This is a genomic window from Thermoactinospora rubra (assembly GCF_002093975.1).
Lineage (GTDB): Bacteria > Actinomycetota > Actinomycetes > Streptosporangiales > Streptosporangiaceae > Nonomuraea > Nonomuraea rubra_A.
Map to the genome: position 1 here is coordinate 1 of NZ_MSZZ01000091.1, position 22247 is coordinate 22247.

Below are 22247 nucleotides of genomic sequence, written 5' to 3' on the forward strand. Positions count from 1 at the left end.
CCAACTCGGCCGTACCGACCAAACCCTTCGTCAGCAGGCTCTTAGACCGGTGACCACGAAGTTGGCCATGGAGCGCCGCATCAGTGACCAGATGCCTTCCGCCGGGTTGAGCTCGGGGGGCGTAGACCGGGAGCCGGTAGATGCGTAACCAGCCGGCGTTGGCATCGGCGAAGCGGGCCCAGCTCGGCGATCAGGTGCACGCTCAAGTTGTCCCGGCACCACACGAGCGGCCAGGCATGCGGCCAGCGTCGGGCACAGCAGCAGGGCGGCTGTGCCCAGCCTCAGGAGTCGCGGCGATGTCATCGGCAGAAGAATCCCATATCCGAGAATCCCATATCCGCCCCGGAGGCTCGGCTGCTGGCCGCCGAGTGGCGATCAGGACCACAACGCCCACCACCCTGGTCATCTCGGCGACGCGGCGGATGAGAACCGCGGCGTCCTTGGGGCCTGTTCCTCGCCGTGACGGCATCGCCTACGGTGGCTTCATGCTGGAGGGGCACACCCGCCTGGAGGAGCTCCATGACCGCCGCTTGGCGCGGTCTGGGGTGCGGGTGCTGCTGTTGCGGGACGACCTGCTGTCGGCCGACTGCCCAGGCAACAAGTGGCGTAAGCTCAAGTACAACCTGGCCCGGGCGGTGGAGGAGGGTCACGACACCCTGCTGACCTTCGGCGGAGCCTACTCCAACCATGTCCGGGCTGTTGCCGCGGCCGGGCGGCGCCTGGGATTGTCGACCATCGGTGTGATCCGGGGTGAGGAGCACCTGCCGCTCAACGACGTGCTGGCCTTCGCCGCCGAGCGGGGGATGCGGCTGGTGTACATGGATCGCGCCACCTACCGCCTCAAGCATTCCCCCGCCGTCATCGACGCCCTGCGGCAGTGGTTCGGGCGCTTCCACCTGCTGCCCGAGGGCGGCAGCAACGAGCTGGCCGTCCGTGGCTGCGCGGAGCTGCCTGCCGAGATCACCGTCCCGTTCGACGTGGTGTGCGTCCCGGTCGGGACCGGGGGCACCCTGGCCGGCGTCGCAGGCGGGCTGGGCCCGGGCCGGCGGGCGTTGGGGTTCGCGGTGCTGAAAGGCGCCCAATTCCTGGCCGAGGAGGTGACCTCGCTTCAGCGGGCCGCCTTCGGGGCCGTGCCGGACAACTGGGAGATCGTCTACGACTTCCACGCGGGTGGCTACGCCAGGCGCAACGCGGAGCTGGACGCCTTCCTGTCCGACTTCGCCGACCGGCACCACCTGCTACTGGACCACGTCTATGTGGGAAAGATGATGTGGGGCCTGTTCACCCTGATCCAGCGCGGGTTCTTCCCGCCGGGCACACGCGTGGTGGCTGTGGTCACCGGCCCGGTCGGCGAAGCCGGCCAGAAACCCCGAGGCTAGAGCTTGTTGTGGTAGCGACGCAGGTCCCGGGCCGACAGGGACCCGTCGACCCAGGCCAGCTCCCACTGTCCGGAGTTGACCTGGAAGTCCTTGCCGAACCCGAGCCACTTGCCGCGCAGTGCCCGATCGGCGGGGGACAGCAGCAGCTGCAGGGTGCCGTGATAGGTGGCGCCGCGGTAGTAGCCGGTGGGCGAGGTCCGTTCGGTCCAGGTGCCGGTGGCCACGTGTCCCTCGATGGACAGATCCAAGCTGAGGCGGGAGCCGGTGCTGTGCGGCAGGCTCTGGCCCTTCAGCTTGTCGCCGCGGTGGTACAGGACCACGTAGTGCTGTCCCTCGAATTCGGCGTTGCGGCCAGAGGAGGGGTAGAGGTAGCGCGACAGCCACACCCCTGACAGGGATGATCGTGATGACCGGCGGGGAGCGGGGTCCTCGGTGGCATGGGCCAGGCTGGGATGGGCGGCGGCCAGCGTGAGCCCGGCCGACAGCCTCAGGAGCAGGTCGCGGCGTGCCGGATTCGGCGGGGCGTCACCGGCCCACAGGGCGATCATGTCTGCCACCTCCTGCACGTCCATCTCCTGCAACTGTGCCAAGACCGCGTCCAGGTCGCGTGGTTCCCACGGCTGGACTGATCTGTCAGACACGAGGGTGGCCTGGCCGGGCCGTAAGGACAGGGTGTGCGCCCGGGTGCGGACTCGGTGGTGCGGATCGGCGTCGCGGAAGTCGCCGACGTCGCTGAGGAGGTCGGCCACGCTGCACCGGTACAGGGCCGCGAGCCGGATCAGCACCTCCACCGACGGAGCGTGCCCGGAAGGTGCTGGCCAGCGCTCCCAGTAGGAGAAGTTCTTGAAGGTCTTGGGCTCGGCGGGCCATCGGGCGTTCCACTGCTCGGCTGCCTGGCTCTGGCTCCAGCCGTGGGCCAGGCGGAACGCGGTGCGCATGTTGACGCCGTAGCGGTCACGGAACTCCGCTGCGATCTCTGGCCAGGTACGGTTGCCCGCTCGCAGCCTGGCAACCAGGTCGGACTGTTCCTGCCGGACACTGCGCGGCTTGACGGCCATCAGCGTCTCCCTCCGCCAGATGGAAGAAGCATCGTGCCGTGCCCACGATACAAATCTTTCCCGTACGGCGGGGAAGAATTGCCTGCGAATTTCGCGATCATGCTGGGTGGATTGCCGCTGGTGCAGCCTGGGCAGTGGAGAGGTGCCCATCACCATCCGCTTCGTGCCTCTCGCGGTGAGTGACCCGCCTCCAGCCGCCGACAACCCCGCCATGGCCACGTCGCTCGCGGGTGATCGGTCATGACGGGCATCACGTGGATCCGACACGGGGCGTGGCTGGTGATGGCTCGCCGGGGAGCCTTCACCGCCTGGCACATGGGCGACCCGGGCGGGTGCCGCGTGGCCGACTCCGACAGCTGGCCCGGCCTGCTGCGGCTCATGACCCTCGCCGAACGTCTCGCCTTGACGGATCTCTCAACGCCTCGTCCTGGCCTGGCCGCCTACCTGCCTGAACGGCCCGTGAAAGGGCTGTCCCCATGAGCGGGCGTGGCTGTCCGGTCTGTCGCAGCCCACGCGGCCCGAGTCGATCTTTCGGGGAGGATCGTGCCTCCCAGGCAGCCACGCTCTTCCACCCTCACCCATCCAGCCGCTGGTAGGAGCCATGAACGTGATCATGCTGGCTGTGTCCCGGGGCTTTCGCCCGCCCTCGGAACTCAGGACGCCATCACCCGGCACCGATGCCGCACCCGCAAACCCCTCCACGACAGACAGCACCGAGGACCAGCGGACCGCGCCGGAGTGTCCCCGGTAACGCCGCAGGCGCCATCCGAACCCGCCGTCCCCGTGGGAGGTCGATCGTGCACACGAAGTCCCTGATCGTCGACACCGCCGCCAGCTCCTGCTACTTCCGCACCTCGGTCGGCGGTGAGGGGCGCAAGGCGCTCATCCAGATCACCGAGCGCTGCAATCTCCACTGCGCCCACTGCTTCGTCTCGGCCGTCAAAGAGGGCGGAGACCTGTCCCTCACCCAGCTCACCACCCTGGTCATCCCGCGGCTGCGCCGCGCCCGCGTGGAGCGGATCACCCTGACCGGCGGGGAGCCCTTCGTCCATCCCGACATCATCGCCCTGTGCCGGCACCTGGCCGAGCTAGGCATACCGGTCGGCATCTGCACCAACGCCACCCAGACCAGCGATGATCAGATCGAGCAACTGGCCGCGTTGGGCAACGTCCACATCAACGTCAGCCTGGACGGCTTCCGGCCCGGCAGCCACGGCAGGTTCCGGGGCGATCAGTCCTCCTTCGAGCTGACCGTGGCCACTGTCCGCAAGTTCGCCGCCACCGGTCTGCTGCAGGGGCTGCTGTCCACGCCCAACACGCTCACCACCGTGGAGGAGTTCGCGGACCTGTGCGAGTTCGCCGTCCAGATCGGCGCGCAGTACGTGCTGATGAACGTGTGGACGCTCACGTAATTCCCCCGGGGTCGGCTCACGTAATTCCCCCACCCCTTGTCTCGTGGGCGAGTCGATGAGGTATCACCGGCCTTGTCGACGGCGGGACGAGCGGGTGGTTGTTCGGTGGCAAGGTGACCCGGACCGCAGGCGCTCCAAGCGCCGAGGACCGGAAGCACCGCGGCAGTCATTCCCCGTAGCTGCGGTGCTCCCGGAGTCAGAATGACGCGAGCCCTACGTGGTGGCGTTGGTCGCCTTGGGTCGCTTGTTCGGCCGGTAGGACGGGCCGTTCATGAACACCTGATGACTGGTATTGATCAGCCTGTCCAGCAGCGATTCTGCGACGACGGGATTCGGAAACAGTGGATACCAGTCCTGAGGCGCGCGATTGGCGGTGATCGCCAGTGAGCGGCCTTCGGCGATGCGCTGGGAGATGAGCTCATAGAGGTCGTCAGCCTGGGTGGGAGTGAACTCGCGCATGGCGAAGTCGTCGAGGATGAGCAGGTCGGTCTTGACGTGTCCGGCCAGGCGCTTGGCGAAGGTGTTGTCGGCGTGGCCACCGGCCAAGTCGGCCAGGATGCGGCTGGTCTTGTGGAAGCGGATCTCGGCGCCGGCGCGGATCGCCAGGTGGCCAAGAGCTTGGGCGACATGGGTCTTGCCGACACCGACGGCGCCGTAGAGGATGATCGACTCTCCGGCTTGCAGCCAGCGCAGCGCGGCCAGGTCGCGGATCTGGGCGGCGGGCAGCTTGGGGGAGGCGGTGAAATCGAAGGCCTCCAGGGTGGTCTCGGTGTCGAAGCGGGCGCGACGCAAACGGCGGGCCATGCCCTGCTGCTCGCGGCGGGTGATCTCGTCGTCGCAGAGGATCTGGAGGAACTCCAGGTAGCCCAGGTCACCGCCTTGGGCCTGGGCCAGGCGGGCGTCCAGGGTTTCCAGCATCCCGGACAGTTTCAGGGCTCGCAGGCTGTCGGCCAGGCCGGGGCGCAGGATGGTCATGGTGTGTCAACCTTCTGTGGTGGAGTGGGAGCTGCTGGTCAGGAGGGCATCCAGGCGGTCGGCGTGGATGGCCAGGGCGGCGCTGAAGGATTCGGCGACGGGGTGGAAACCGAAGTAGTCGTCCAAGACGTCGGCGACGGTCTCGTCGCAGTCATCGAGGAAACGTTCAAGCTCACGAAGCAGCCCGGCCAGGGCGACAGCGTCCGTGCGGCGCAGATGGACCGCGCTGTCGTTGCCGGTGTCGGGAGTCACGAGGCGGCGTTGGTCGGCTCGTCGTCGCCGGACTCGCCGTCCTGTTCGTCCGCCGTATCGACCTCGGGGCCGGGGAACGGGATCACGTCGGCGAACAGGGCGTCCGGGCCGTGCAGGAACGCTGGAGCTCCGGCGTCCCCGGTGGGCCGCTGCTGATCGATGTCCTCCAGGCCGGCGACCAGGATGTTGCGGATGGTGCGATAGGAGGGGTCGCCTGCGGTGGCAGCCTTATGACAAGCTGCCTCCAGTCGCAGGTCGGAGTGCTTGGTGGCCAGCCCCAAGATTGATTGCGCGGAGCGGAGCCGGTGCAGCGCTGGGCCGTCCAACAGTTCGGCAATACAGTTCGGCAATGATGCCCGCCGTGGCCGGGCCGATCTGCTCGGCCCGCTCATGGCACCATGCCGGGGTGCGCATCGCGAAGGCGATCTTCTCCGGTGGGTAGTCTGCGACATCGGTGCGCCTGCCCTGGCCGGTGCGGACGTGGGTCTTGACCAGTTCGCCGCGGTGGAAGATCTGCACCATGGTGGGCGTGGCGCGGATGTCCACGTGCTCCCCGATCAGCCGCCACGGCACCGAGTAGAACGCCTTGCCGCACTTGATGTGAACGTCCGGAGCAACCTTGGCCCGTGTCCACTCCGCCAGCGTGAACGCTGCGGCTGGAAGCGGGATCAGGCACCCGGCCTCGGCCTGCTCGAACACCTCGGCCGGGGTCCGCCCGTCCAGGCTGCGGTGCTTGCGCAAGCCCGCGACCTGGCGGCACCAGTGCAGCGCCGAGGCCTGCATCTCCGCCACGGAGGAGAACTCCCGGCCCCGCCACCAGGAGTCCCGGATATACGGCATCTGCCGCTCCACCCGCGGTTTATCCCGAGGCTTGCGTGAGCGCGCCGGGTCGATCAGGACGCTGTAGTGTGCCGCCAGCTCCGCATACGCCCGGTTGATTTTCGGGTCGTAGAGGTCAGGCTTGTCCACCCCGGTCTTCACGTTGTCCGGCACCAGCCGCGCCGGAGCGCCGCCGAAGAACGCGAACGCCTCCACGTGGCTGGCCGTCCACGAGGCCTGATCCATCGACATCACCGGACGGACGAACATGTGCCGGGAGTGCGACAACACCATGACGAACGCCCAGATGCGTTGCGAGCGGCCGGTGCGTGGGTCTGTCCAGGAGCCCAGCAGCCCATAGTCCACCTGCGCCTCGAACCCCGGCTCGGGGTCCGGCCGCAGCACCGTCACCTTCTCCCGTGCCGCATCCTCGGCCAGGTTCGCGGCCACATACCGCTTGAGCGAGGCCAGCGAGCCGCTCGCACCGTGTTCATCCCGCAGCCGCTGGTGGATCGTTGCCTTGGTCACCCCGGTGCGCAGCATCTCGACGATGTAATCGCGGTGCTTATCGAACTCCGGCCAGGTCACTTGCCGCAGCCGGGTATCGCTCAACTGCGGGAACCACTCCTTGACCAGCCTCGCCCACTCTTCCGGGCTCACCGGCGGGCCGCCAGGCACAAACCCCGCGACGATCGCCGGCTCCACGTACCGGCGGATCGTCTTGCGGTCCACTCCCAGCGAGCCGGCTACCTCGTGTTGGGACCGGCCCGCATACCAGTGCACCAAGATCTCGGTTATGTCGATCACGTAGAAGGTCCTCCTCGCCATCTGCTCCCCAGACGTCTGGGCGCCTGGAGGCGATCATCGACGGGAGAGGTCCGAGCCAGGACAATGCCGCCGGAACGTTCGTCGTCCCCTGGACGAACATCACGAGCGACATCTGTGGTCCATGACGAGCGGGCAGTGGGGGAATTACGTGAGCGAATCACACCCCGATGGGGGAATTACGTGAGCGCTGACAGTCGTCCATGGGGCGCGGAGTCAGGAGCCAGGCCCGCCTGGCCGCGGACGAGGACAAGATGCGCGCCATCCAGGCCGTCACCGAGCGGTTCAGGTCGCGCGGAGTGGACCTGGTCCACATCCGCTTCCCCAACGACGAGCTGCCGCTGGCCGGGTGCGACGCGGGCAAACTGATCTACGTCTTCGCCGACGGCGCCACGGCGGTGTGCCCGTACCTGGTCTTCGCCGCCCGCACCCCGCAGTCGCGCTACCCCGACAGCGACTTCCTGGTCGGCAACATTCTCACCGGCGAGGTCGCTCCCGCGCTGGACGCCTACGATCTGGCCGGCACCTTGGCCATGGGCGCCAACCCCACCTGTGCCGCCTGTTCGCTGAATGATTCCTGCGGCAAGGGCTGTCCCGCGGCCGTGATCTCACGGGGTCTGCCGATCGGCGCGGTCGACACCGAGCAGTGCCCGAAGGCCGAGGGGTACGGCCGGCCGCTGCTGCAGATCGGGCGGCGGTCGAGGTGACCGGCAACCGGACGGGCGGCGTGTTCATCGCGGTGGAAGGCCCCAACGGGGTCGGTAAGACGACCGCGGCCGCTGCCCTGACCATCCACCTGAAAGCCATGGGAGTGGCGGTGCTGCCGACCACCGAGCCATCCGGCACGCCGCTGGGTCGCCTGATCCGCGAAGGGGAGGCCGAGTTGTCGGGGCGCACCCTGGCCCTGGCCATCGCCGCCGACCGGGCCGCCCATCTCGCCAGAGACATCGAGCCCGCCCTGGCCGCCGGACGCCACGTCGTCAGCGACCGCTACCTGCCCTCCTCCCTGGTCCTGCAACGACTGGACGGGCTGAGCACGGCCGAGATCTGGCGCTACAACTCCTGGGCCGCCCCTCCGGACGTGACCTTCTACCTGGAACACGACCCGGCGGCCATCCGCTGCCGGTTGAATGAGCGCCGGCACCACTCCCGCCTGGAGCGGCTGGGCTCGCCCGAGCGGGAACTGGCCCTCTACGCCGAGGCCTACGACTTTCTGACCGGGTACGGCTGGCGCCAGATCCGCGTCGATTGCCGCGGGCTGACCCCGGCGGACGTCGCAGCCGTCATGCTCGACCACCTCGATCTGCAGAGCGTCTGACCCAGACGACATAAGGAGTACCCCCGCATGCTGTCGATCCTGACGGTCAACATCGGCGCCGCCTCCCGCCACCGGGCCGAGCGCCTGCTGGCCTGGCTGGCCACCCGGCCCGAGCACGTGGTCCTGCTCACCGAGACCAGCGCCGGCAGCGGCACCGCCTACCTGCTGGGAGAGTTCGCCCGGGCCGGATGGGCGGTGGTCGACACCTCCGATGACGGCGACCGCGGCGCCGCCCTGGTCAGCAGGATCGCGACCGCCGCCCAGCCGATGGACCTGCCGGAGGTGTCGATCCCCGGCCGTGTCGCCGCCGCCGTACTCGACACCCAGCCGCAGGTGTGCGTGGTGGCGGTATACGTCCCCTCACGCGACCGCAGCCAGGCCAAGACCGAACGCAAGGAGACCTTCATCGCCTCCCTGCTCAAGGCCCTGGCCGGGCTGCCCGGCAACCTCCACCGGCACCTGATCCTCGGCGGCGACTACAACGTCATCGCCCGGACCCACCGCCCCCTTCACCCGGGGTTCCTGCCGTTCGAATTCGGCCTGCTGGAGGCCCTGGCCGAGCAGGGGCTCATCGACGCACATGACCATCTGTGGCCCGGTGCCCAGCCCTACAGCTGGACCGGCCGTACCGGCGATGGCTACCGCTACGACTACCTCCACGTCGGCCCGGCCCTGGTGCCGCGGCTGCATTCGTGCGCCTACCTGCACGAGACCCGCGAGCAGGGCCTGACCGACCACGCCGCCCTCACCATGACATTGCAGGCCGACGGCACCGAACTGCCCACCGCCGCGCTGGCCATACCTCGACAGATCGCTCTGTTTCAGGCAGGCGCGAGCGCTTGGCGCACCAGCGAGTCGTAGGTCTCGACGACCCGCTCCAGGCGCACACCCAGCGAGCGGGCGAACCTGTCCAGCCGCGCTTGGGCGGCCGTGCCGGATTCGGCCGCAGTCACCACCGTCTCCAGCTCCAGGAACAAGCCGGCGTGCTCGACCTGGTCCACGCACAGCGCGACATCGCCCAGTCGCGCGGTGCGCCGGACCTTCACGATCCGGACCGTCGGCCGAAACCCCATCTGCTTGATCGCCTCATGCATCTGATCGCGATCGGCGACCAGCGTCTCATGCTCCAGGCAGGCCATCTCGTTGGCCAGCGGGGTCTTGACGGTGAACAGGTGCCGCCCGTCCTGGGTGCGCAGCCGCGCGAACGTCACCCCGACCTTGGACTGCCCGTAGGACCACCCAGGCTGCGCGTACGCCTGGTCGTCCTGATGGACCGGCGCCGACAGGACCACCCCACGCTCGGCCAGCACCTCCTCAAGGGCCGCCAGGTCATGCAGGCGGTACTTGACCTCGATCTCCTGCACCGATCACCCCTTCGCCGCGGCTCGCCACCGGACTGCTGACCGGCGAAAGCGTAGCCGACCGGTCGCCACAGGAGGGTGTCTCCACCACATCAGGCTCCGACGCACCGCTGCGGGTCAGCGCCCACCCCCACGATGTCGCCAGCGTGAGGGCACCGTCGATGCGCAGGCCGGTCACCGCAGGGCGATCGATTTGCCCGTCGTTTTGGTTTCCTGGTTGGCGTACCAATAGCTCTCCCGATTAATCGGGGGAGGGTGACCGGTGCATTATCCCAGGCAGGGCTCGGGTTCCTTGCGCGTTGGAGAACCCCGACTTGGGTACGGGAACCCCCTTCCGTAGAGGCTGAGCAGGAGGCGGACGCTGTCTATGGCAGGGGGCTGTCTGCTGCGGATCGACCGGGGATATGAATCAGGGAAGGCATTTAATAAACCGCCTCTTTTAGTCTGCCCTTACCCATTCGATCGCGTCGTTGACCTGGGAATATATCCATTCCAATTTGGCTGACCCTGTTGAATCGATCTCCATTTCGCGGTTCAATTGAATTGGCCAAGAAAGGCGGCACCCTAGAGGGTGCCGAAAGGGATCGGAGCATGGTCATGGCGAAATTCGACTTCGGAAAGGTCACACCGGCGAACGTCCCCGGCGCGACTCTCACACCCGAAGATATGGCGCGCGTGACGCCGGAGGACTGGCTGCAAATTCGTAAGCTCTCGCGCGGCTACTGCCGTACGGTCGACGCGACCCGATCGCGGAAGCGTATGGACGGAAGCGCGACGATCGTCAAAGGCGGATACGCGCCCTACGGCACTGACGACGTCTCCGACGACGTCAACCAGGATGCGGTTCTCCTCTTCGCTCAGCGTCTCCGCGACATCCTCAGCACCTGCAAGCCAGCCTCTGAGGGCGACGGCTGGATCTACGTACGGCGCGACGGGAGCGAGATGGTCATCACGCGCCTGACCCTTCAGAGGTGGGCCGTACGGGACGCGGCGGCGCGCAACGGCTACCGCGTGGACGTCCCTCCAGACGAGATCGACGCCACTCCCGGCGCTCAGCTCATGCGCGGGCTCCCGCATGTGGAGAACGCCACACGCGCAGCCGTCGCCTTCTCTGCCGCTCAGCACAGCGCCGAGATCTTCCGTCAGGCGTTCGGGCGCGGAGAGGAGTTCCCGACTCTCCGGCGGATCCTGCGTAAGGCGGAGGATGCCGAAGACCTCGGGCGCGCGGGCATCTTCGCGTCCGTGGCACAGGAGCAGTACGGCGGCGCGTACGGCTCCCGCCGTGCGGTGATCCGGGTACGCGACGCGGCGCGAGCAGAGCTCCGGGAGCTCGCAGAGCGCCTTGACGATGCTCGGAGCGCCATGGTCTACACGGCTATCGAGTCGCCCACAGGCGACTGATGGAGAGCTTTTGAGAGCCCCGGTCACCCTGGCTGGGGCTCTCTCCTTTTCTCAAAGAATCTGCAGCTCAGCGGACGGTTGGGCGGGCCGGCCGCCCGTATTTAAGTGAGAGCGAAAACGATCGGCGCCGCGCGAAAAGCGCTGCCGATCGCGGACGTTCGGGCCGTTCCGGCGCCCGTATTCAAGTGAGGGCGCGCGGGCACGGTCAGCGCTCCCAGTCCGGCGCTTTCCATCGCAGGACTGGACCCATGATCCGCCGTCCGGGCGGTACGGCAGGCCCGCCCGGACGGCTCCCGCACGCCCGAAAGGGGTACAGCCATGCCGGTCTTGGACGGCCTTGAGCTGCCCCAGGGCTGGAGGATCTCCTCCCGGCTCCTGGCAGCCTGGCCCATCGATAACGATCACCAGCTGGAGCTCTGGCCAGCCGGGCGCACGGACGACGGGCGGATCCGGTGGCGCTACCGGCTCTCCAGGAAGAACCGCACGATCTTCGCCGGGTCGGAGATCGCTTCGGCGGTAGGCGCGGTGCTGACCAGCGCTGAACTCATCCGGGCGGCGCGAACGGTGCTGTCCTTCCTGACCCTCCGCGAGGGCGACACGGACGCGGAGTACTTCGCGTCCTACACCCGCGCCCAGATCGCATGGCGCGACGAGTTCGCCGAGGAGCTGTCCCTCTACGCGATGGACAACCTCTGCGGCTACTGCGGCGGCGAGCACCTCTCACCCGGTTGCCCCAGTCTCGGCGCGGAGGGCTGAGCCATGGCGCGATGGTTCGGCCTGTGGTGGGGAGGCTCCGGCTACAGCCGCCCGGAGTCCAACGATCTCGAAGAGTTCGCGTCGCTGGTGGAGGCCAGGCGCAAGCTGGTCGAGCGGTACCTCCACGGGTACTGGCAGACGACGGAGTTCCGCTTCGTCCACAGGGAGCCTACGCGCGTGCTCACACCCTGCGTCGACACGCAGTGCGAGATCTTGCTGTTCCGCTCGAGCAATGCGGAGGTGCTTCCGGAGCTGCGGCTCTCCATCGGGCCGCGCGGCGGCGTCCGCCTCGAGCGCTGCTGACTCACCGTCCCCGTCTCTTCGCCCCGGCCTGACCAGGCCGGGGCTTCGTCATGTCTGGAGGACACCCATGCCCGCTTCCCCTGACTCTGGCGCCCTGCGGGTGAGCAGCGCGGCCGATCTCATCGCGATCGTGCCGTACCTGCTGGGCTATCACCCGGCACAAAGCCTGGTCGCGATCGCCTGCGACGGCCACCTGGTCACGTGTGTGACGCGCTTCGACCTTCCCGAGCGTTCCGACCAGACGCCGGAGCTGGTGGGCGCGTGCGCGCACATGCTTCACCAGCAGGCCGCCTCGTGCGCCTTCCTGATCGGTTACGGGCCGGACTGGCGCGTCACGCCCGTCATGGACGGCATCGCCAGCGCGATCACGGCGTCCGGCATCGAGATCAAGGACATGATCCGGTGCGAGGATGGCCGGTACTGGTCGTACGTCTGCCCCGACCCGGAATGCTGCTCGCCGGACGGCCAGCCGTACGACGTGACCAGCAGCGCCGCCGCAGCCGGCGCGGTGGCGGCCGGGCTCGTGGCGATGCCGGACCGGGCGGCGTTCTGCCAGCGCGTCGCTCACGTGGACGGGCCCGAGCGGGAGCCGGTGCGGGCGGCCACGGAGGCGGCGCGTGCTGCAGCGGAGGCGGTCCTCGACCGGACCGACTGGTTCGCCGAAGGGCTCCGGCGGATCAGGCAGTGCTTCGAGCGCGTGCGGGCGGGGCGCCCGATCCCTGCCGAGGACATCGCCTGGCTGGGGGTACTGCTGACCGGCGTGCTGGTGCGTGACATCGCGCTGGCCCTCACTCACGAGTACGGCCAGGACGTATCCCTTCGGCTGTGGACGGAGGTCACCCGCCGGGTGGAACCGGAGTACGCCCCGGCCCCCGCCGTCAATCTCGCGTTCCTCGCCCTCCGATCCGGCGACGGCACGCTGGCCCGCGCAGCCGCTGAGCGCGCGCTGGCAGTCGACCCGGATTACTCCTTCGCGAAGCTGATCATGCTCTCGCTCGACACGGGACTCCCGCCGTCGCAGCTCTGCAACGTCGACTTCGCGGAGCTGGTGGAGGAGATCGCCCATCAGGCCGCTGCGAATCCGCGCGGCGCGCGGCCGGTGCTCCCTCCCGTCCCCGACCAGAACTGACCACCCCACAGGCGCCGGGCACCCGCCCGGCGCCTTCTTCGTGCCTGGAGGGCAGATGTCCAAGGAATCCCTGCAGTGGCTCAACGAGAACACCCTGATCGGCTTCACCGACAAGCGCGGTACTGCCTGGCACTACCGCGCCAGCCACCAGGGTGCCGAGCCGAACCACTACCCGGGTCCGATCCCGGTCACCGACGTCGAGCGGCGCCTGTTCGGCTGGGACGCCCTGTCGCGCCCGATCTACGTCGAGGATCCCGTGACCGGCGGGCTCGCGGAGGTCCCCGAACGTCAGGCCATCGTCCGCAGCGACAACGGGCACGTGATGGGGATCTTCTCCGACAGCTACGAGCCGCACCCGTACCGGGAATGGCTGCTGGGCACGATCGCCCGGCTGCTCGACGACGACCTGTCCATCGGCTCGGCCGGCCTGCTGCGCTCCGGCGCGGTTGCGTGGGTCTCGGTCGAGGTGCCGGAGAACATCCGCACGCCGGAGGGCGTGGAGTTCCGCCCGAACCTGTTCGGGGCGACGTCCTTCGACGGCTCGCTGGCCACGACCTTCAAGCGTGCGGTCACCAACATTGTGTGCGACAACACGATGGCCGCCGGTCTGGCCGAGCGCGGGCAGCAGGTGAAGATCAAGCACTCTCGGCACTCCAAGCTCCGCCTCGGTGAGGCTCGGGAAGCGCTCAACATCGTCTATGAAGTGGCCGACACGTTCACCGCTCAGGTCAAGCGGCTCTGCGAGACCACGGTGAGCCCGAGCCAGTGGGTCAAGTTCCTGGACGAATACGCCCCCGTCCCGGCTGAGATCGGTCGCGCCCGGACGCTGGCGGAGGCCAAGCGAGACAGCCTGCTCAAGCTGTGGCGCTACGACAACCGCGTCGCGCCGTGGTCGGGTACGGCCTGGGGCGTCGTCCAGGCCGTGAACACGTACGTCCAGCACGAGCAGGCCGTCCGCGGTGCCGGCCGGGTGGAGCGGAACTTCCTCCGCGCGGTGACGGGCGGTGTGGACGAGCTCGACCGGGAAACGCTCCAGACGCTGGAGAAGGTGCTCGACCGGCCGGTGTTCGCTCGCGTCGCGTGACGCCAAGCGGGTACGGCTGCCGCCCCTCCTCGGCAGCCGTACCCGTGGCAGGATCGCATGGACGGACCACTACGGAGGGCGACATGAACGACGAGACGGCGGCGTTGCTCTTCGACGTGGTCGGCCGGCTGGAGGTGAGCATCCTCGCCCGCGAGTGTCCGGCCATCGTGGTCCTGCAGGGCGAGCGTCTGCTGGCGCTCACCGATTACGACTACCTGCAAGACGATCAGACGGCGGCTGCCTTCGAGAGGCGGGCGGCGGACAAGGCGCGAGAAATCGACGCCAAGCGGTGGGTGCTCGCCGTTCCGCAGGTCTGGGTGGTCACACCGGATGCGATCTTCAGTCGGGCCGTGTCGAACCATCCTTTGCGGGAGGGCGAGCAGGAAGCGATCACCTGGATGAGCTTCGACCGGGAGGACGGTGTGGACTACGGCCGCGTGCCGTACACCCGCCGACCGAACGGCGAGCCGGTCTTCGGTGACCCTGAGATCATCACTGTCGGTGTCAGGCCGGATGAGTCGATGCCGGGGTACACCTTGCTGCAGGCACTTGCCTGAGGTCAGGCATGCGCCGCATGGGCTACGGCGCGAGCAGTGATTCGTGAAGGTGCTCGTCCAGGTCGGCGACGAAGGGCTCGGCTCGCCATGGCCGTAGGTTGCGACGCACTTGGGCGATGCGCAGCGCGGGGACGCGCGCCCTCGTCGTGGCGGCCAAGTCGATGCAGTCATGGAGGAGTGCGGCGGCGGCCTCGGGGGATCCGCACTGTAGCCGTGCGAGGGCCAGGTCGGCCGCGACGACGGCGCGCTGTACGGCCTGCCGCGGGTGAGTGAGCGTAGACAGTGAATGAGCCAGCTGAGGCTCAGCCTCGGAGCCACGCCCCAGGTGCAGGTTGCACACGCCCTCGAAGCCGTCGAGGTAGCCGGCGCCGAAGCGGCCCGGGGCCGGGTCACCGGTGATGTCGCTGTCGATGTCGCGCCACGCCAGGTGGAGCGCGGCAAAGGCATGGTGTTCCTGTCCGGCGCGGGCAGCCATCTCGGCTTGCAGGGCGTGGGCGCGGGCGCGCACGATGCGGCTGTCACCGCGGCGGGCCTCTCGTACGGCTGTGTCGGCGACGGCTCGGGCCGCGGTGACATCGCGGGTGGCGTACAGCGTGACGAGGGCCTGGCTGGTACGGATGGCCACGCGTTCCCATGCGGGCAACTCGACGGCGGCCTGCACGGCGTGTTTGTACAGGCCGGTGGAGGTATTGTCCTCACGGGTCTCGAAGGCGACCCGAGCGGCGATCATGAAGGCGTTGGCCGCGGTCTGCGCGAGCGTCCGCCGTACGGGCTCCGGCGGGCCGGCGGCGAGCAGGACCCGGCACGCCTCGACGGCGGGCGCGAGGGCGAGCTGGAGGCGGGCAAAGGGCACGGCACCGATCTGAGCGTTGACATCGGAGACGAGGTCGCCAAGCTGCCGGACGACATCGGGGGTGAGGGTGTCCGGGTCGGTCAGGGCACGCGCGAGGCTGTGAGCCAGGCCGGGGGAGAGGAATGCCAGCAGCGCGTGTCCGGACGTGACCGCCTGGGTTACCTGCCCGCGGATCTCGGCGGCCCGCTCGGCGGAGGTGCCCCAGACCGGGAAAAGGGCCATCAGGCGGTCGAGGTCCGAGCCGCGGCCTACCATCACCTCATCGCCCTTGCGGGCGAACACGTAGGCGAGCAGCAACTGGTAGCGCTCGCCCGGGGCGGTCGGCCTGTCCTCACGTTCCCACCGGGCGATGGTGCGGATCAGGCTGGCCACGCTGAGATGCGCGACCGGAGTGATGGACAGCGTGCGGGCGGTGGCCTTGAGGGCGCGGGCCTGGTCCGACCATGACCAGCCGCGCCGTTCACGCAGGGAGCGAAGGGTGTGTGCGGCAGCCCGCCGGTCGACCTCCGTCATGGGGCAAGTACAGCACGTAGCGGCGTTACACGGGCAGTATCAGGCGAGGCTTGTTCTGGGTGGCCGCGTAATCGAGGGTGTACCAGGTGCCGCTGGCGGTGTCCTCGCCACGGGGAAAGCCGATGACGAAGTCGCTGCGGTCCACCATCCACCGGTTGCGGTGGTGGTAGCCCTCCGTCGACGGGTGCATCGGGTGAGCGAGTTCCACCAGCTCGGCCAGGCGGCTCTGGTCACGTACCAACGCGACCGCGTGCCGGGCGTCGGCCGGCTGCCCTTCCAGGGTTCCGGGAACGACCACCGTGAGCGACGCCTGCGTCTCAGAGGCCAGCCACAGCAGCGCCAGCGAGTCGATCCCCCGCGCGCCGCCGAGGTAGAACCTGATCCCGGGCAAGGCGAACGGCGCGAGGTACTGGGCGAACAGCAGCCGGTATTCCCCAAGCGGACGATGGTCGGTTGACCTCGTCCCGGTGATCGTTATCGCGCTGAGCACAGGATCCGCCGCCATGTCATCGAATGTCATCTCCCTTGGAAGTATCCGCCGGGCGTGTACTTCTTGCATGACTCAGCTTGACTGTCTGGCTGATTTTCTGGAGCGTCACGGGCTCGCCACGCGCACCCTGCACGACGCAGTAGAGGTGCGCAACCCGGTCAACGGTTGGCTGACCGACAGCGTCCGGTGCACCGAGGAGATCTACGTCACCTCGTCGGGATACGAGATCGGCGAGATCGGCGACGAGGCGGAGACCGCCGACCGGCTCGCCTTCCTCCTGGGAGTTCCCCATGCATGATCAGGAGACGACGATATCCGGCTGGTCGCAGTGGACCTCGGATGAAGGACGCTACTGGGCGACCCGGCATCGCCCGTTCAGCTGCGCCGCCGAACGCGAGGGCGCCTGCCGGACGGTCGATGCAGATACCGAAGAGACCCTGCGCCGGCTGATCGATGAGCAGGAGCATCGGGCGATGCTGGCCAACCGCGGATCGGCGCAGCCATGAGCAGGCGCGGCAGCGGTACGGATTCCCAGGCGCCCGCTGTCGCGTCTCCGCACAGGACCGGGTCTGTGCGGACGCGGCGGTACGGACGGCCATCCCTCCGGCGTGTCCGTGCCGCCGCGTGTCAAGCCCTGACCACCGACCGGCATGAGACTCGGGAGCGGTGCTGATGGAGCCCGTGCTGTGGGAGCCGCATCAGCCCCGCTGTCAACGGGTGCGCGTGATCGAGACGAGCTGTTGCGGCGAGTACGAATGGTGCGGCGAAGGCGGCCAGTACTTCGTGCTCCGCTATACCAAGCAGCGCGGATACGAGGAGGCCGGGCGCGGCCTGTATCGCGAGGCGCGCGAGACCTGGGAGAAGCTGATCCAGCAGCACGTGCACCGGGCGAAGGCTTTCAGTGGCGACGCTTAGCGCTCCCACGGGCGTCGTTGTCTGAATCAACCTGCTCAGTGAGGGCGAGGCGCTTCATGTCCCCACAGCCCAGACAACTGCCGCGCTGCATGCCGCAGACCGAGCCTCGACAACTTCGGGTGCGTCTTCGAGGTTGGGGAGCGCTTGAACGGCACAGGAGGTCATGAGAATCGTGAAGGAGGGCCAGCTCACGTGTAGCCGGCCCTCCGGCACCTGCTCTTCCCATTCGGCCAAGAAAGGTCGGAGCGGTCGTCCCCAGCGTACGCCTGATCTACCCCGGGCGTACGGCTCCCGCGAACTCCGCTTCCTGTGCCGATGTCCAGCGCCCAACCTGCACGGTGCTGCCCGTGTATGGGGCATGCACGTAGCGCTTGCCGTCGATGTTGATCGCGACGTGGTAGATCGTCGCAGGGTTTCTCGGGTTGGTGGCGAAGAAGATCAGATCGCCGGGCTTGAGCTGCGAGCGTGGGACCCGGATGCCCGCGTTCCACTGGGTGGAGGTGTGCCCGCCGATCTTCACGCCGGCCTTCGCCCAGGCGTACTCAGCGAGCCCCGAACAGTCGAAACCCCTGGTCCGAGCTCCTCGGCCGATGCCCAGGCTGGGACCGCCTGCTCCGCCCCCGCCCCAGGAGTACGGCACGCCGATCATCTTCAGTGCCGCCTGAAGCGCCACCGCCCCGCGGCCAGACTTGCTGATCGCCTCCAGAGTCTTCGGATCGAGAACCTCGCCGATCTTCTTGGAAAGCTCGGTGCACAGGCGGTCAGCGGCGCTGTTGACGATCTGCTCGGCGAGTGCGGCTGAGTCACCGCTTGCCCTGCGTGCGCTCGGAAGATGACCGCTTTGAAGGCCGGAGGTCACATCCGCGACGACGGCGGAGCGCGGAATGCCCAGGGCGATCGCTGCCTCCAGGCTGGCTCGTACGGTCCGAGCGTCCTTGGCTGAGAGATTCACCGGGTCACGGCTGACCGATGATGCCGCGGGAGTGCGCGCTCCTCCGCCGAGAGCCTCCACGATGCGCTCGGCACGCCCCTCGTGTTTGGCATATGCCGAAGGAAACGCCGACCGCTGGACGCTCTGCGCGACCACGGTGAGCGGCTTGCTGCCCCAGTCCTCGACTTTGACCAGGCGGGAGAAGAACTTGCGGGCTGCGTACTCGGGATCGGTGACCTGAGCACGAGACCCCCACCCGTACTCAGGGTGCTGCTGGAAGATCCCGAACGCCTTCCCGTTGTCGCCGACCACGCCGTTCTTGAGCGAGGACTCCTGGAGCGCCGTGGCTACGCCGATGACAGCAGCCCGCCTGGGCAATCCGAGGTCGTGTGCGGTGGACACGATCGTCCGGGCGTTCTTGAGCTGTTCCGCTGTGAGCCCCAGCCTTCGCGGGGACACCTTCACGACCTGCTTGGCAGCGTCTGGCGACCGGTCGACGTAGGCGCACGCAGCGGACGCCAGCTTCGCGGGATCGGCCTGAACCGCGGCGTACTGCCCTCCACCCGTCATCCCGGCGATGAGGGCGATGCTGGAGACCAGGCCACCTCCGGCGGCGATGGCCTTGATGAGCCCGGCTTCGGCGATCATTCGTCGGCCTCCTCCGGCGCTTCCTGAGGTCCGAGGCCGGGCCAGTAAAGGGCCAGCTGGGCGAGCCGCGACCGCCGGCCGTCCTGATCGGTGGGCAGCCAGCGCGCACCGGCGGGGCCGTCGTCGATCACGCTGTCCCCGGCGCCCGGGTAGGCGGTGGCGATGGGCACGAACATCCGGGCCGGGTGGTGCTTGAGCTTCTTGCGGAGGTTCGCCTCGCGACGCTCGCCCTGGACCCAGAACAGGACCGGCGTCACGATCCGGCTGGACTCGGTGAGCTCGGCGTAGCCGTCCAGCTTGCGAGCGACACGATCGAGCGGCTCGGTGCCGGTGTCGTACTCGAGGAAGAACTCGACGCGGTGCTCGCCCTCCCGCCAGCGGGCGTAGGCGTCCGGGCGCACGATCGGCCCCCATTCGGCCTTGCACCGGTGCTCAGGCCACCATGTGGTCAGCTCGCTTTCCGGGTGACGGCGTGCGTAGCCGTACAGGCTGGCCGCGATGCCGTTGGTGCCGACCGTGTGGCCAAGGTGGGAGCTGAAGGCGATACCGATCACGCGGTCGCGGCGATAGCCGGACTCGCCCAGGTCGACGCCGTCCTCCGACGCCAGCACCGCGGCGGCGGTCTCGCCGATCACGTAGTGGTAAGGCGCCGTACCCATCTCGGGAGGCAGGTTGGGGCGGAACCGCTCCAGCACGTCCATGCGGGTCAGCACCAGCAGGCGCTTGCGCGCGGCGTCGGCGGTGTCGAAGTACATCTCCGCGATCTGTGCCGAGGTCAGCACCCGGAAGTCGCGAATCATCCGGATGAGGTGCCGGTCGCGATCGGTGAGCCGGATCGCGAGGGCGTGGAGCATGCGCGGGGTGTAGCGGGTCGTGGTCATGGTGAACTCCTTGAGGGTGTGCGCCGGGCGTCCGGCTTGGGGGTGGTGGCGCCGGCCGTACGGCCGTGCCTTTGGGCGGCGATGAGGCGGATCCGCCGGGCTACGTCGGGGTCGGGCTCCGGGAGGGGGCGGGTGCGCAGCGTGAACGGCGGCACTTCGGCGGAGCGGACGACCAGGCGGGCGGCGGCCTGGAAGGCGTCCAGGCCGCCCAGGTCGTGGGCGGTCAGGTAGGGCGTGAAGTGGTGCTCGACCTCGCGTGCGTCCTGCGGCGAGAGCGAGAAGTAGACCTTGTTGCGGGCGTCCGAGGAGATCGCCTGCCGTAGCTCGCGGGGAAGCTGGGCGAGGTGCTGATGAGCGAGGACCAGCGACACCCGGTAGGCGCGGGCCTCAGCGAGTATGTCGGCCAGCGCGTGCGGCAGGGTGAGGAAGTTGTGGCACTCGTCCACGTACAGCGCGGCGGCGTTCCGGGATCGGCCGAGCCTGGCCCGGCGGGCGGCGGCCTGCCAGACCTGGGCCAGCACCATCGAGCCGAGCAGCCGGGCGGTGTCGTCGCCGAGCACACCCTTGGGCAGGCGGACCAGGAGGACGCCGCCGTCGAGCACGTCGCCGAGGTCGAAGGTCGAGGTGGTTGAGCCGAGCACGTCCCGGACGAAGGGGCGGAGCAGGAAGGCGCGCAGCTTGTTCATGATGGGCGCGGTGACGTGGGCCTGTGCCTGCTCCGACAGGGAGGAGTACCACGTCCAGAAGCCGCGCAGCAGCGGGTCACCGACCGTCGCGATCTGCCGCTGGCGGAACGTGGCGTTGGACAGCAGCTCGGGGACGTCGGCGAGGGTGCCGCCGTTGCGGGCCAGGGTGAGCGCGCAACCGCGCAGGATGTCGTCGGTGCGCGGGCCCCAGTAGTCGGCGTAGATCTGGCGGAAGATCCCGACCAGGTTGTCCACGCCCATGGCCAGGTCCGAGCCGCCCAGGACGTTGAGGGACGGTCGCGGGTGCCGATCGTCCGGGTCGATCAGCACGAGCTTCTCGGCGTGCTCCTCGCGGATGAGCCCGAGGAGATCCCGCACCAGGTCGCCTTTGGCCTCGATGACGACGACGCCGCGGCCGGTCTCGATGTCGGACAGGATCATCTGGGCCAGCAAGGTGGACTTGCCAGTGCCGTTGGGCCCCATGACATGCACGTGGTGGAAGGAGTCGGCGACGCGCAGGGCGACCGGGCGCTCGTGGCCGGCGTCGGAGAACCCGAGCACCTTGCCGGTCCGGGACACTGCGGGGGAGGGCGGCACGCAGTTCGCGCCCGCCCGCTGCAGGCCGGGGACGGCGGCGTCCAGCGGGAGGTGAGCCAGGGCCGCCAGCTCGGGCACCGACAGGAGGAACCCTCGTCCCATGCGGCGGGAGGCAAGACGGTGAGCGGGGAAGAGCAGCCGGCGCCGTTCGAGCCGGTTGTGCCCGCTGTAGAGGGCGAACGCCGCGGCGATCGCATGCGCGCGTCCCGTGATCGCATTGCGGCGGACGGCGGCAAGCGGCTTGGAGTCGGCTGGATCTGCCTGTACGGCATAGCGGATCGCCACCTCATAGCGGGAGCGATGCGCCTTGTCCCGTACGGCTCGCGCCTCGGCGGACTCCTCGAGGCGGAGAACGCGATCCTGCGCGTGGACCCGAACGCTGGCGGGTCCGGGAACGAGCTCGTCGAGAATCCACCGCACGACTCCGGCGGGACCGCGAAGGGCGGCAGACAGCCGGCGGCCCGTCGCCGGCCGGGCAAGGACCTGCACGACAGCGTGCTGCCAGGACGGCATGCCGACGGCCGCACCGTTGATCGCCCGTAGCGGATCGGTGCCGAACTGGTGGCGGATAGGGAGCCGCTCGCCGCGGGCGAGGACGAAATGACCTCCGACGGCCTGGCCGTCGAGCGGGACGGGCGCGGTCGCCTCGCCGATGAGGGTACGCGCGGACGGCCAGGCCGCCTCGATCGCGTGCTCGACGAGATCCTGCGGGATGCAGCCGGGCACCCAGAGACGGATGCGGATCCCGCCGATCCCGAAGACGTACTCGAAGGCCAGGTGCGGCTGGCCGATCAACAGCCGCTTCCAGGCGGGCCGGAGGAGGCCGATCAGGTTGTCCCACAGCGCCTCCGCGCCCGGCATGGTCGCCACGGGTGGCGCCAGGATCTCGACGCAGCGCGCCCCACGCGTGAGGTAGCTCTGGCGCAGCCGTACGGCAAGGGCTTTCAGCAGGACGAGCAGGACCACAGCGCTGATGGAGGCGGCGGCGAGCTGCCAGGCGTGTACGGCCAGCCAGCCGAGAAGCCGGTCCAGGACGGCCGTGGGGTCTTCTAGCCAGTCGTAGATCACTAGGGCACCCTCTTTCTGGCGGGTGGTGGCAAGCTG

The 22247-nt window shown here is 68.8% G+C and carries 26 protein-coding genes; 15 read left to right on the top strand and 11 right to left on the bottom strand.

Going from position 1 to position 22247, the window contains the following annotated elements; translation table 11 throughout:
• Positions 1-485: 485 nt before the first annotated feature.
• On the top strand, positions 486-1379 hold the full coding sequence (locus tag BSB02_RS38260) for a 1-aminocyclopropane-1-carboxylate deaminase/D-cysteine desulfhydrase (RefSeq protein ID WP_084965902.1): 894 nt from the start codon (positions 486-488) through the stop codon (positions 1377-1379).
• On the opposite strand, the gene BSB02_RS38265 is transcribed toward BSB02_RS38260, so the two are convergent.
• On the bottom strand, positions 1376-2437 hold the full coding sequence (locus BSB02_RS38265) for a hypothetical protein (RefSeq protein ID WP_084965903.1): 1062 nt from the start codon (positions 2435-2437) through the stop codon (positions 1376-1378). The two genes, BSB02_RS38260 and BSB02_RS38265, sit on opposite strands and share 4 nt — an antisense overlap.
• A gap of 240 nt (positions 2438-2677) precedes the next feature.
• Between BSB02_RS38265 and BSB02_RS38270 the strand changes: the two genes are divergently transcribed.
• On the top strand, positions 2678-2917 hold the full coding sequence (locus BSB02_RS38270; RefSeq protein WP_084965904.1) for a hypothetical protein: 240 nt from the start codon (positions 2678-2680) through the stop codon (positions 2915-2917).
• 317 nt (positions 2918-3234) lie between these two features.
• Positions 3235-3849 (top strand): radical SAM protein, encoded by a 615-nt coding sequence (locus BSB02_RS38275; protein ID WP_206185119.1) that lies wholly within the window; start codon positions 3235-3237, stop codon positions 3847-3849.
• A gap of 213 nt (positions 3850-4062) precedes the next feature.
• Here BSB02_RS38275 and istB read toward each other — a convergent pair whose 3' ends face one another.
• The 4 genes from istB to istA are packed head-to-tail and all read right to left on the bottom strand — an operon-like array spanning position 4063 to position 6702.
• Positions 4063-4824, bottom strand: coding sequence for an IS21-like element helper ATPase IstB (istB, locus tag BSB02_RS38280; RefSeq protein WP_084965906.1), 762 nt, complete (start codon positions 4822-4824; stop codon positions 4063-4065).
• 6 nt (positions 4825-4830) lie between these two features.
• Positions 4831-5076: a hypothetical protein gene (locus BSB02_RS38285; RefSeq protein ID WP_084965907.1), complete on the bottom strand. Its 246-nt coding sequence runs from the start codon at positions 5074-5076 to the stop codon at positions 4831-4833.
• Entirely contained in the window at positions 5073-5357 is a 285-nt protein-coding gene (locus BSB02_RS40350; protein ID WP_143591724.1) for a hypothetical protein, read from the bottom strand. The genes BSB02_RS38285 and BSB02_RS40350 overlap by 4 nt, the downstream gene beginning before the upstream one ends.
• Positions 5305-6702, bottom strand: a complete 1398-nt coding sequence (istA, locus tag BSB02_RS38290; protein WP_158088871.1) for an IS21 family transposase — start codon at positions 6700-6702, stop codon at positions 5305-5307. Before istA ends, BSB02_RS40350 begins: the two co-directional genes overlap by 53 nt.
• Positions 6703-6923: 221 nt before the next feature.
• Here istA and BSB02_RS38295 point away from each other — a divergent pair, with 221 nt between their 5' ends.
• From BSB02_RS38295 to BSB02_RS38305, 3 genes are read left to right on the top strand one after another with little or no spacing between them, the layout of a single operon-like run.
• A complete protein-coding gene (locus tag BSB02_RS38295; protein ID WP_206185120.1) occupies positions 6924-7427 on the top strand; it encodes a radical SAM protein in 504 nt (167 codons plus the stop codon).
• Positions 7424-8038 (top strand): dTMP kinase, encoded by a 615-nt coding sequence (gene tmk / locus BSB02_RS38300; RefSeq protein ID WP_158088872.1) that lies wholly within the window; start codon positions 7424-7426, stop codon positions 8036-8038. The genes BSB02_RS38295 and tmk overlap by 4 nt, the downstream gene beginning before the upstream one ends.
• 27 nt (positions 8039-8065) lie before the next feature.
• Positions 8066-8899 (top strand): endonuclease/exonuclease/phosphatase family protein, encoded by an 834-nt coding sequence (locus BSB02_RS38305; protein ID WP_084965909.1) that lies wholly within the window; start codon positions 8066-8068, stop codon positions 8897-8899.
• On the opposite strand, the gene cyaB is transcribed toward BSB02_RS38305, so the two are convergent.
• The gene (gene cyaB / locus BSB02_RS38310) at positions 8860-9402 is read right to left on the bottom strand and encodes a class IV adenylate cyclase (RefSeq protein ID WP_084965910.1); all 543 of its coding nucleotides are present in this window, start codon (positions 9400-9402) and stop codon (positions 8860-8862) included. The two genes, BSB02_RS38305 and cyaB, sit on opposite strands and share 40 nt — an antisense overlap.
• Positions 9403-9996: 594 nt before the next feature.
• Here cyaB and BSB02_RS38315 point away from each other — a divergent pair.
• The 6 genes from BSB02_RS38315 (at position 9997) to BSB02_RS38340 (ending at position 14629) form a co-directional block, all read left to right on the top strand.
• Positions 9997-10800 (top strand): hypothetical protein, encoded by an 804-nt coding sequence (locus BSB02_RS38315; RefSeq protein ID WP_084965923.1) that lies wholly within the window; start codon positions 9997-9999, stop codon positions 10798-10800.
• Between the two features lie 318 nt (positions 10801-11118).
• Positions 11119-11556, top strand: coding sequence for a hypothetical protein (locus tag BSB02_RS38320; protein ID WP_084965911.1), 438 nt, complete (start codon positions 11119-11121; stop codon positions 11554-11556).
• Between the two features lie 3 nt (positions 11557-11559).
• On the top strand, positions 11560-11859 hold the full coding sequence (locus BSB02_RS38325) for a hypothetical protein (protein ID WP_084965912.1): 300 nt from the start codon (positions 11560-11562) through the stop codon (positions 11857-11859).
• A gap of 67 nt (positions 11860-11926) precedes the next feature.
• The gene (locus BSB02_RS38330; RefSeq protein ID WP_158088873.1) at positions 11927-12988 is read left to right on the top strand and encodes a DUF4192 domain-containing protein; all 1062 of its coding nucleotides are present in this window, start codon (positions 11927-11929) and stop codon (positions 12986-12988) included.
• 55 nt (positions 12989-13043) lie between these two features.
• Positions 13044-14072, top strand: a complete 1029-nt coding sequence (locus BSB02_RS38335; protein ID WP_084965914.1) for a DUF932 domain-containing protein — start codon at positions 13044-13046, stop codon at positions 14070-14072.
• A gap of 83 nt (positions 14073-14155) precedes the next feature.
• Positions 14156-14629 carry a hypothetical protein gene (locus tag BSB02_RS38340; protein WP_084965915.1) on the top strand — a complete coding sequence of 158 codons (474 nt, stop codon included), beginning with the start codon at positions 14156-14158 and terminating at the stop codon, positions 14627-14629.
• A gap of 22 nt (positions 14630-14651) precedes the next feature.
• On the opposite strand, the gene BSB02_RS38345 is transcribed toward BSB02_RS38340, so the two are convergent.
• Positions 14652-15995: an NsdA family TPR-like regulatory protein gene (locus BSB02_RS38345; protein ID WP_084965916.1), complete on the bottom strand. Its 1344-nt coding sequence runs from the start codon at positions 15993-15995 to the stop codon at positions 14652-14654.
• Positions 15996-16020: 25 nt separating this feature from the next.
• Positions 16021-16515, bottom strand: a complete 495-nt coding sequence (locus BSB02_RS38350; protein ID WP_206185121.1) for a DNA-processing protein DprA — start codon at positions 16513-16515, stop codon at positions 16021-16023.
• Between the two features lie 37 nt (positions 16516-16552).
• Here BSB02_RS38350 and BSB02_RS40355 point away from each other — a divergent pair, with 37 nt between their 5' ends.
• The 3 genes from BSB02_RS40355 (at position 16553) to BSB02_RS38360 (ending at position 17400) form a co-directional block, all read left to right on the top strand.
• Positions 16553-16783: a hypothetical protein gene (locus BSB02_RS40355; protein ID WP_143591727.1), complete on the top strand. Its 231-nt coding sequence runs from the start codon at positions 16553-16555 to the stop codon at positions 16781-16783.
• Complete coding sequence (locus BSB02_RS38355; RefSeq protein ID WP_084965917.1) at positions 16776-16991, top strand: hypothetical protein; 216 nt, start codon at positions 16776-16778, stop codon at positions 16989-16991. Before BSB02_RS40355 ends, BSB02_RS38355 begins: the two co-directional genes overlap by 8 nt.
• A gap of 166 nt (positions 16992-17157) precedes the next feature.
• Positions 17158-17400: a hypothetical protein gene (locus BSB02_RS38360; RefSeq protein WP_143591729.1), complete on the top strand. Its 243-nt coding sequence runs from the start codon at positions 17158-17160 to the stop codon at positions 17398-17400.
• Between the two features lie 271 nt (positions 17401-17671).
• Here the strand turns inward: BSB02_RS38360 and BSB02_RS38365 are convergent, their stop codons facing one another.
• Genes BSB02_RS38365 through BSB02_RS38375 form a run of 3 tightly spaced genes read right to left on the bottom strand, consistent with a single transcriptional unit; the run spans position 17672 to position 22211 of the window.
• Positions 17672-18979, bottom strand: coding sequence for a C40 family peptidase (locus tag BSB02_RS38365; protein ID WP_084965919.1), 1308 nt, complete (start codon positions 18977-18979; stop codon positions 17672-17674).
• The gene (locus BSB02_RS38370; protein ID WP_084965920.1) at positions 18976-19860 is read right to left on the bottom strand and encodes a replication-relaxation family protein; all 885 of its coding nucleotides are present in this window, start codon (positions 19858-19860) and stop codon (positions 18976-18978) included. The genes BSB02_RS38365 and BSB02_RS38370 overlap by 4 nt, the downstream gene beginning before the upstream one ends.
• Positions 19857-22211, bottom strand: a complete 2355-nt coding sequence (locus BSB02_RS38375) for a type IV secretory system conjugative DNA transfer family protein (RefSeq protein ID WP_084965921.1) — start codon at positions 22209-22211, stop codon at positions 19857-19859. The genes BSB02_RS38370 and BSB02_RS38375 overlap by 4 nt, the downstream gene beginning before the upstream one ends.
• Positions 22212-22247 lie beyond the last annotated feature (36 nt).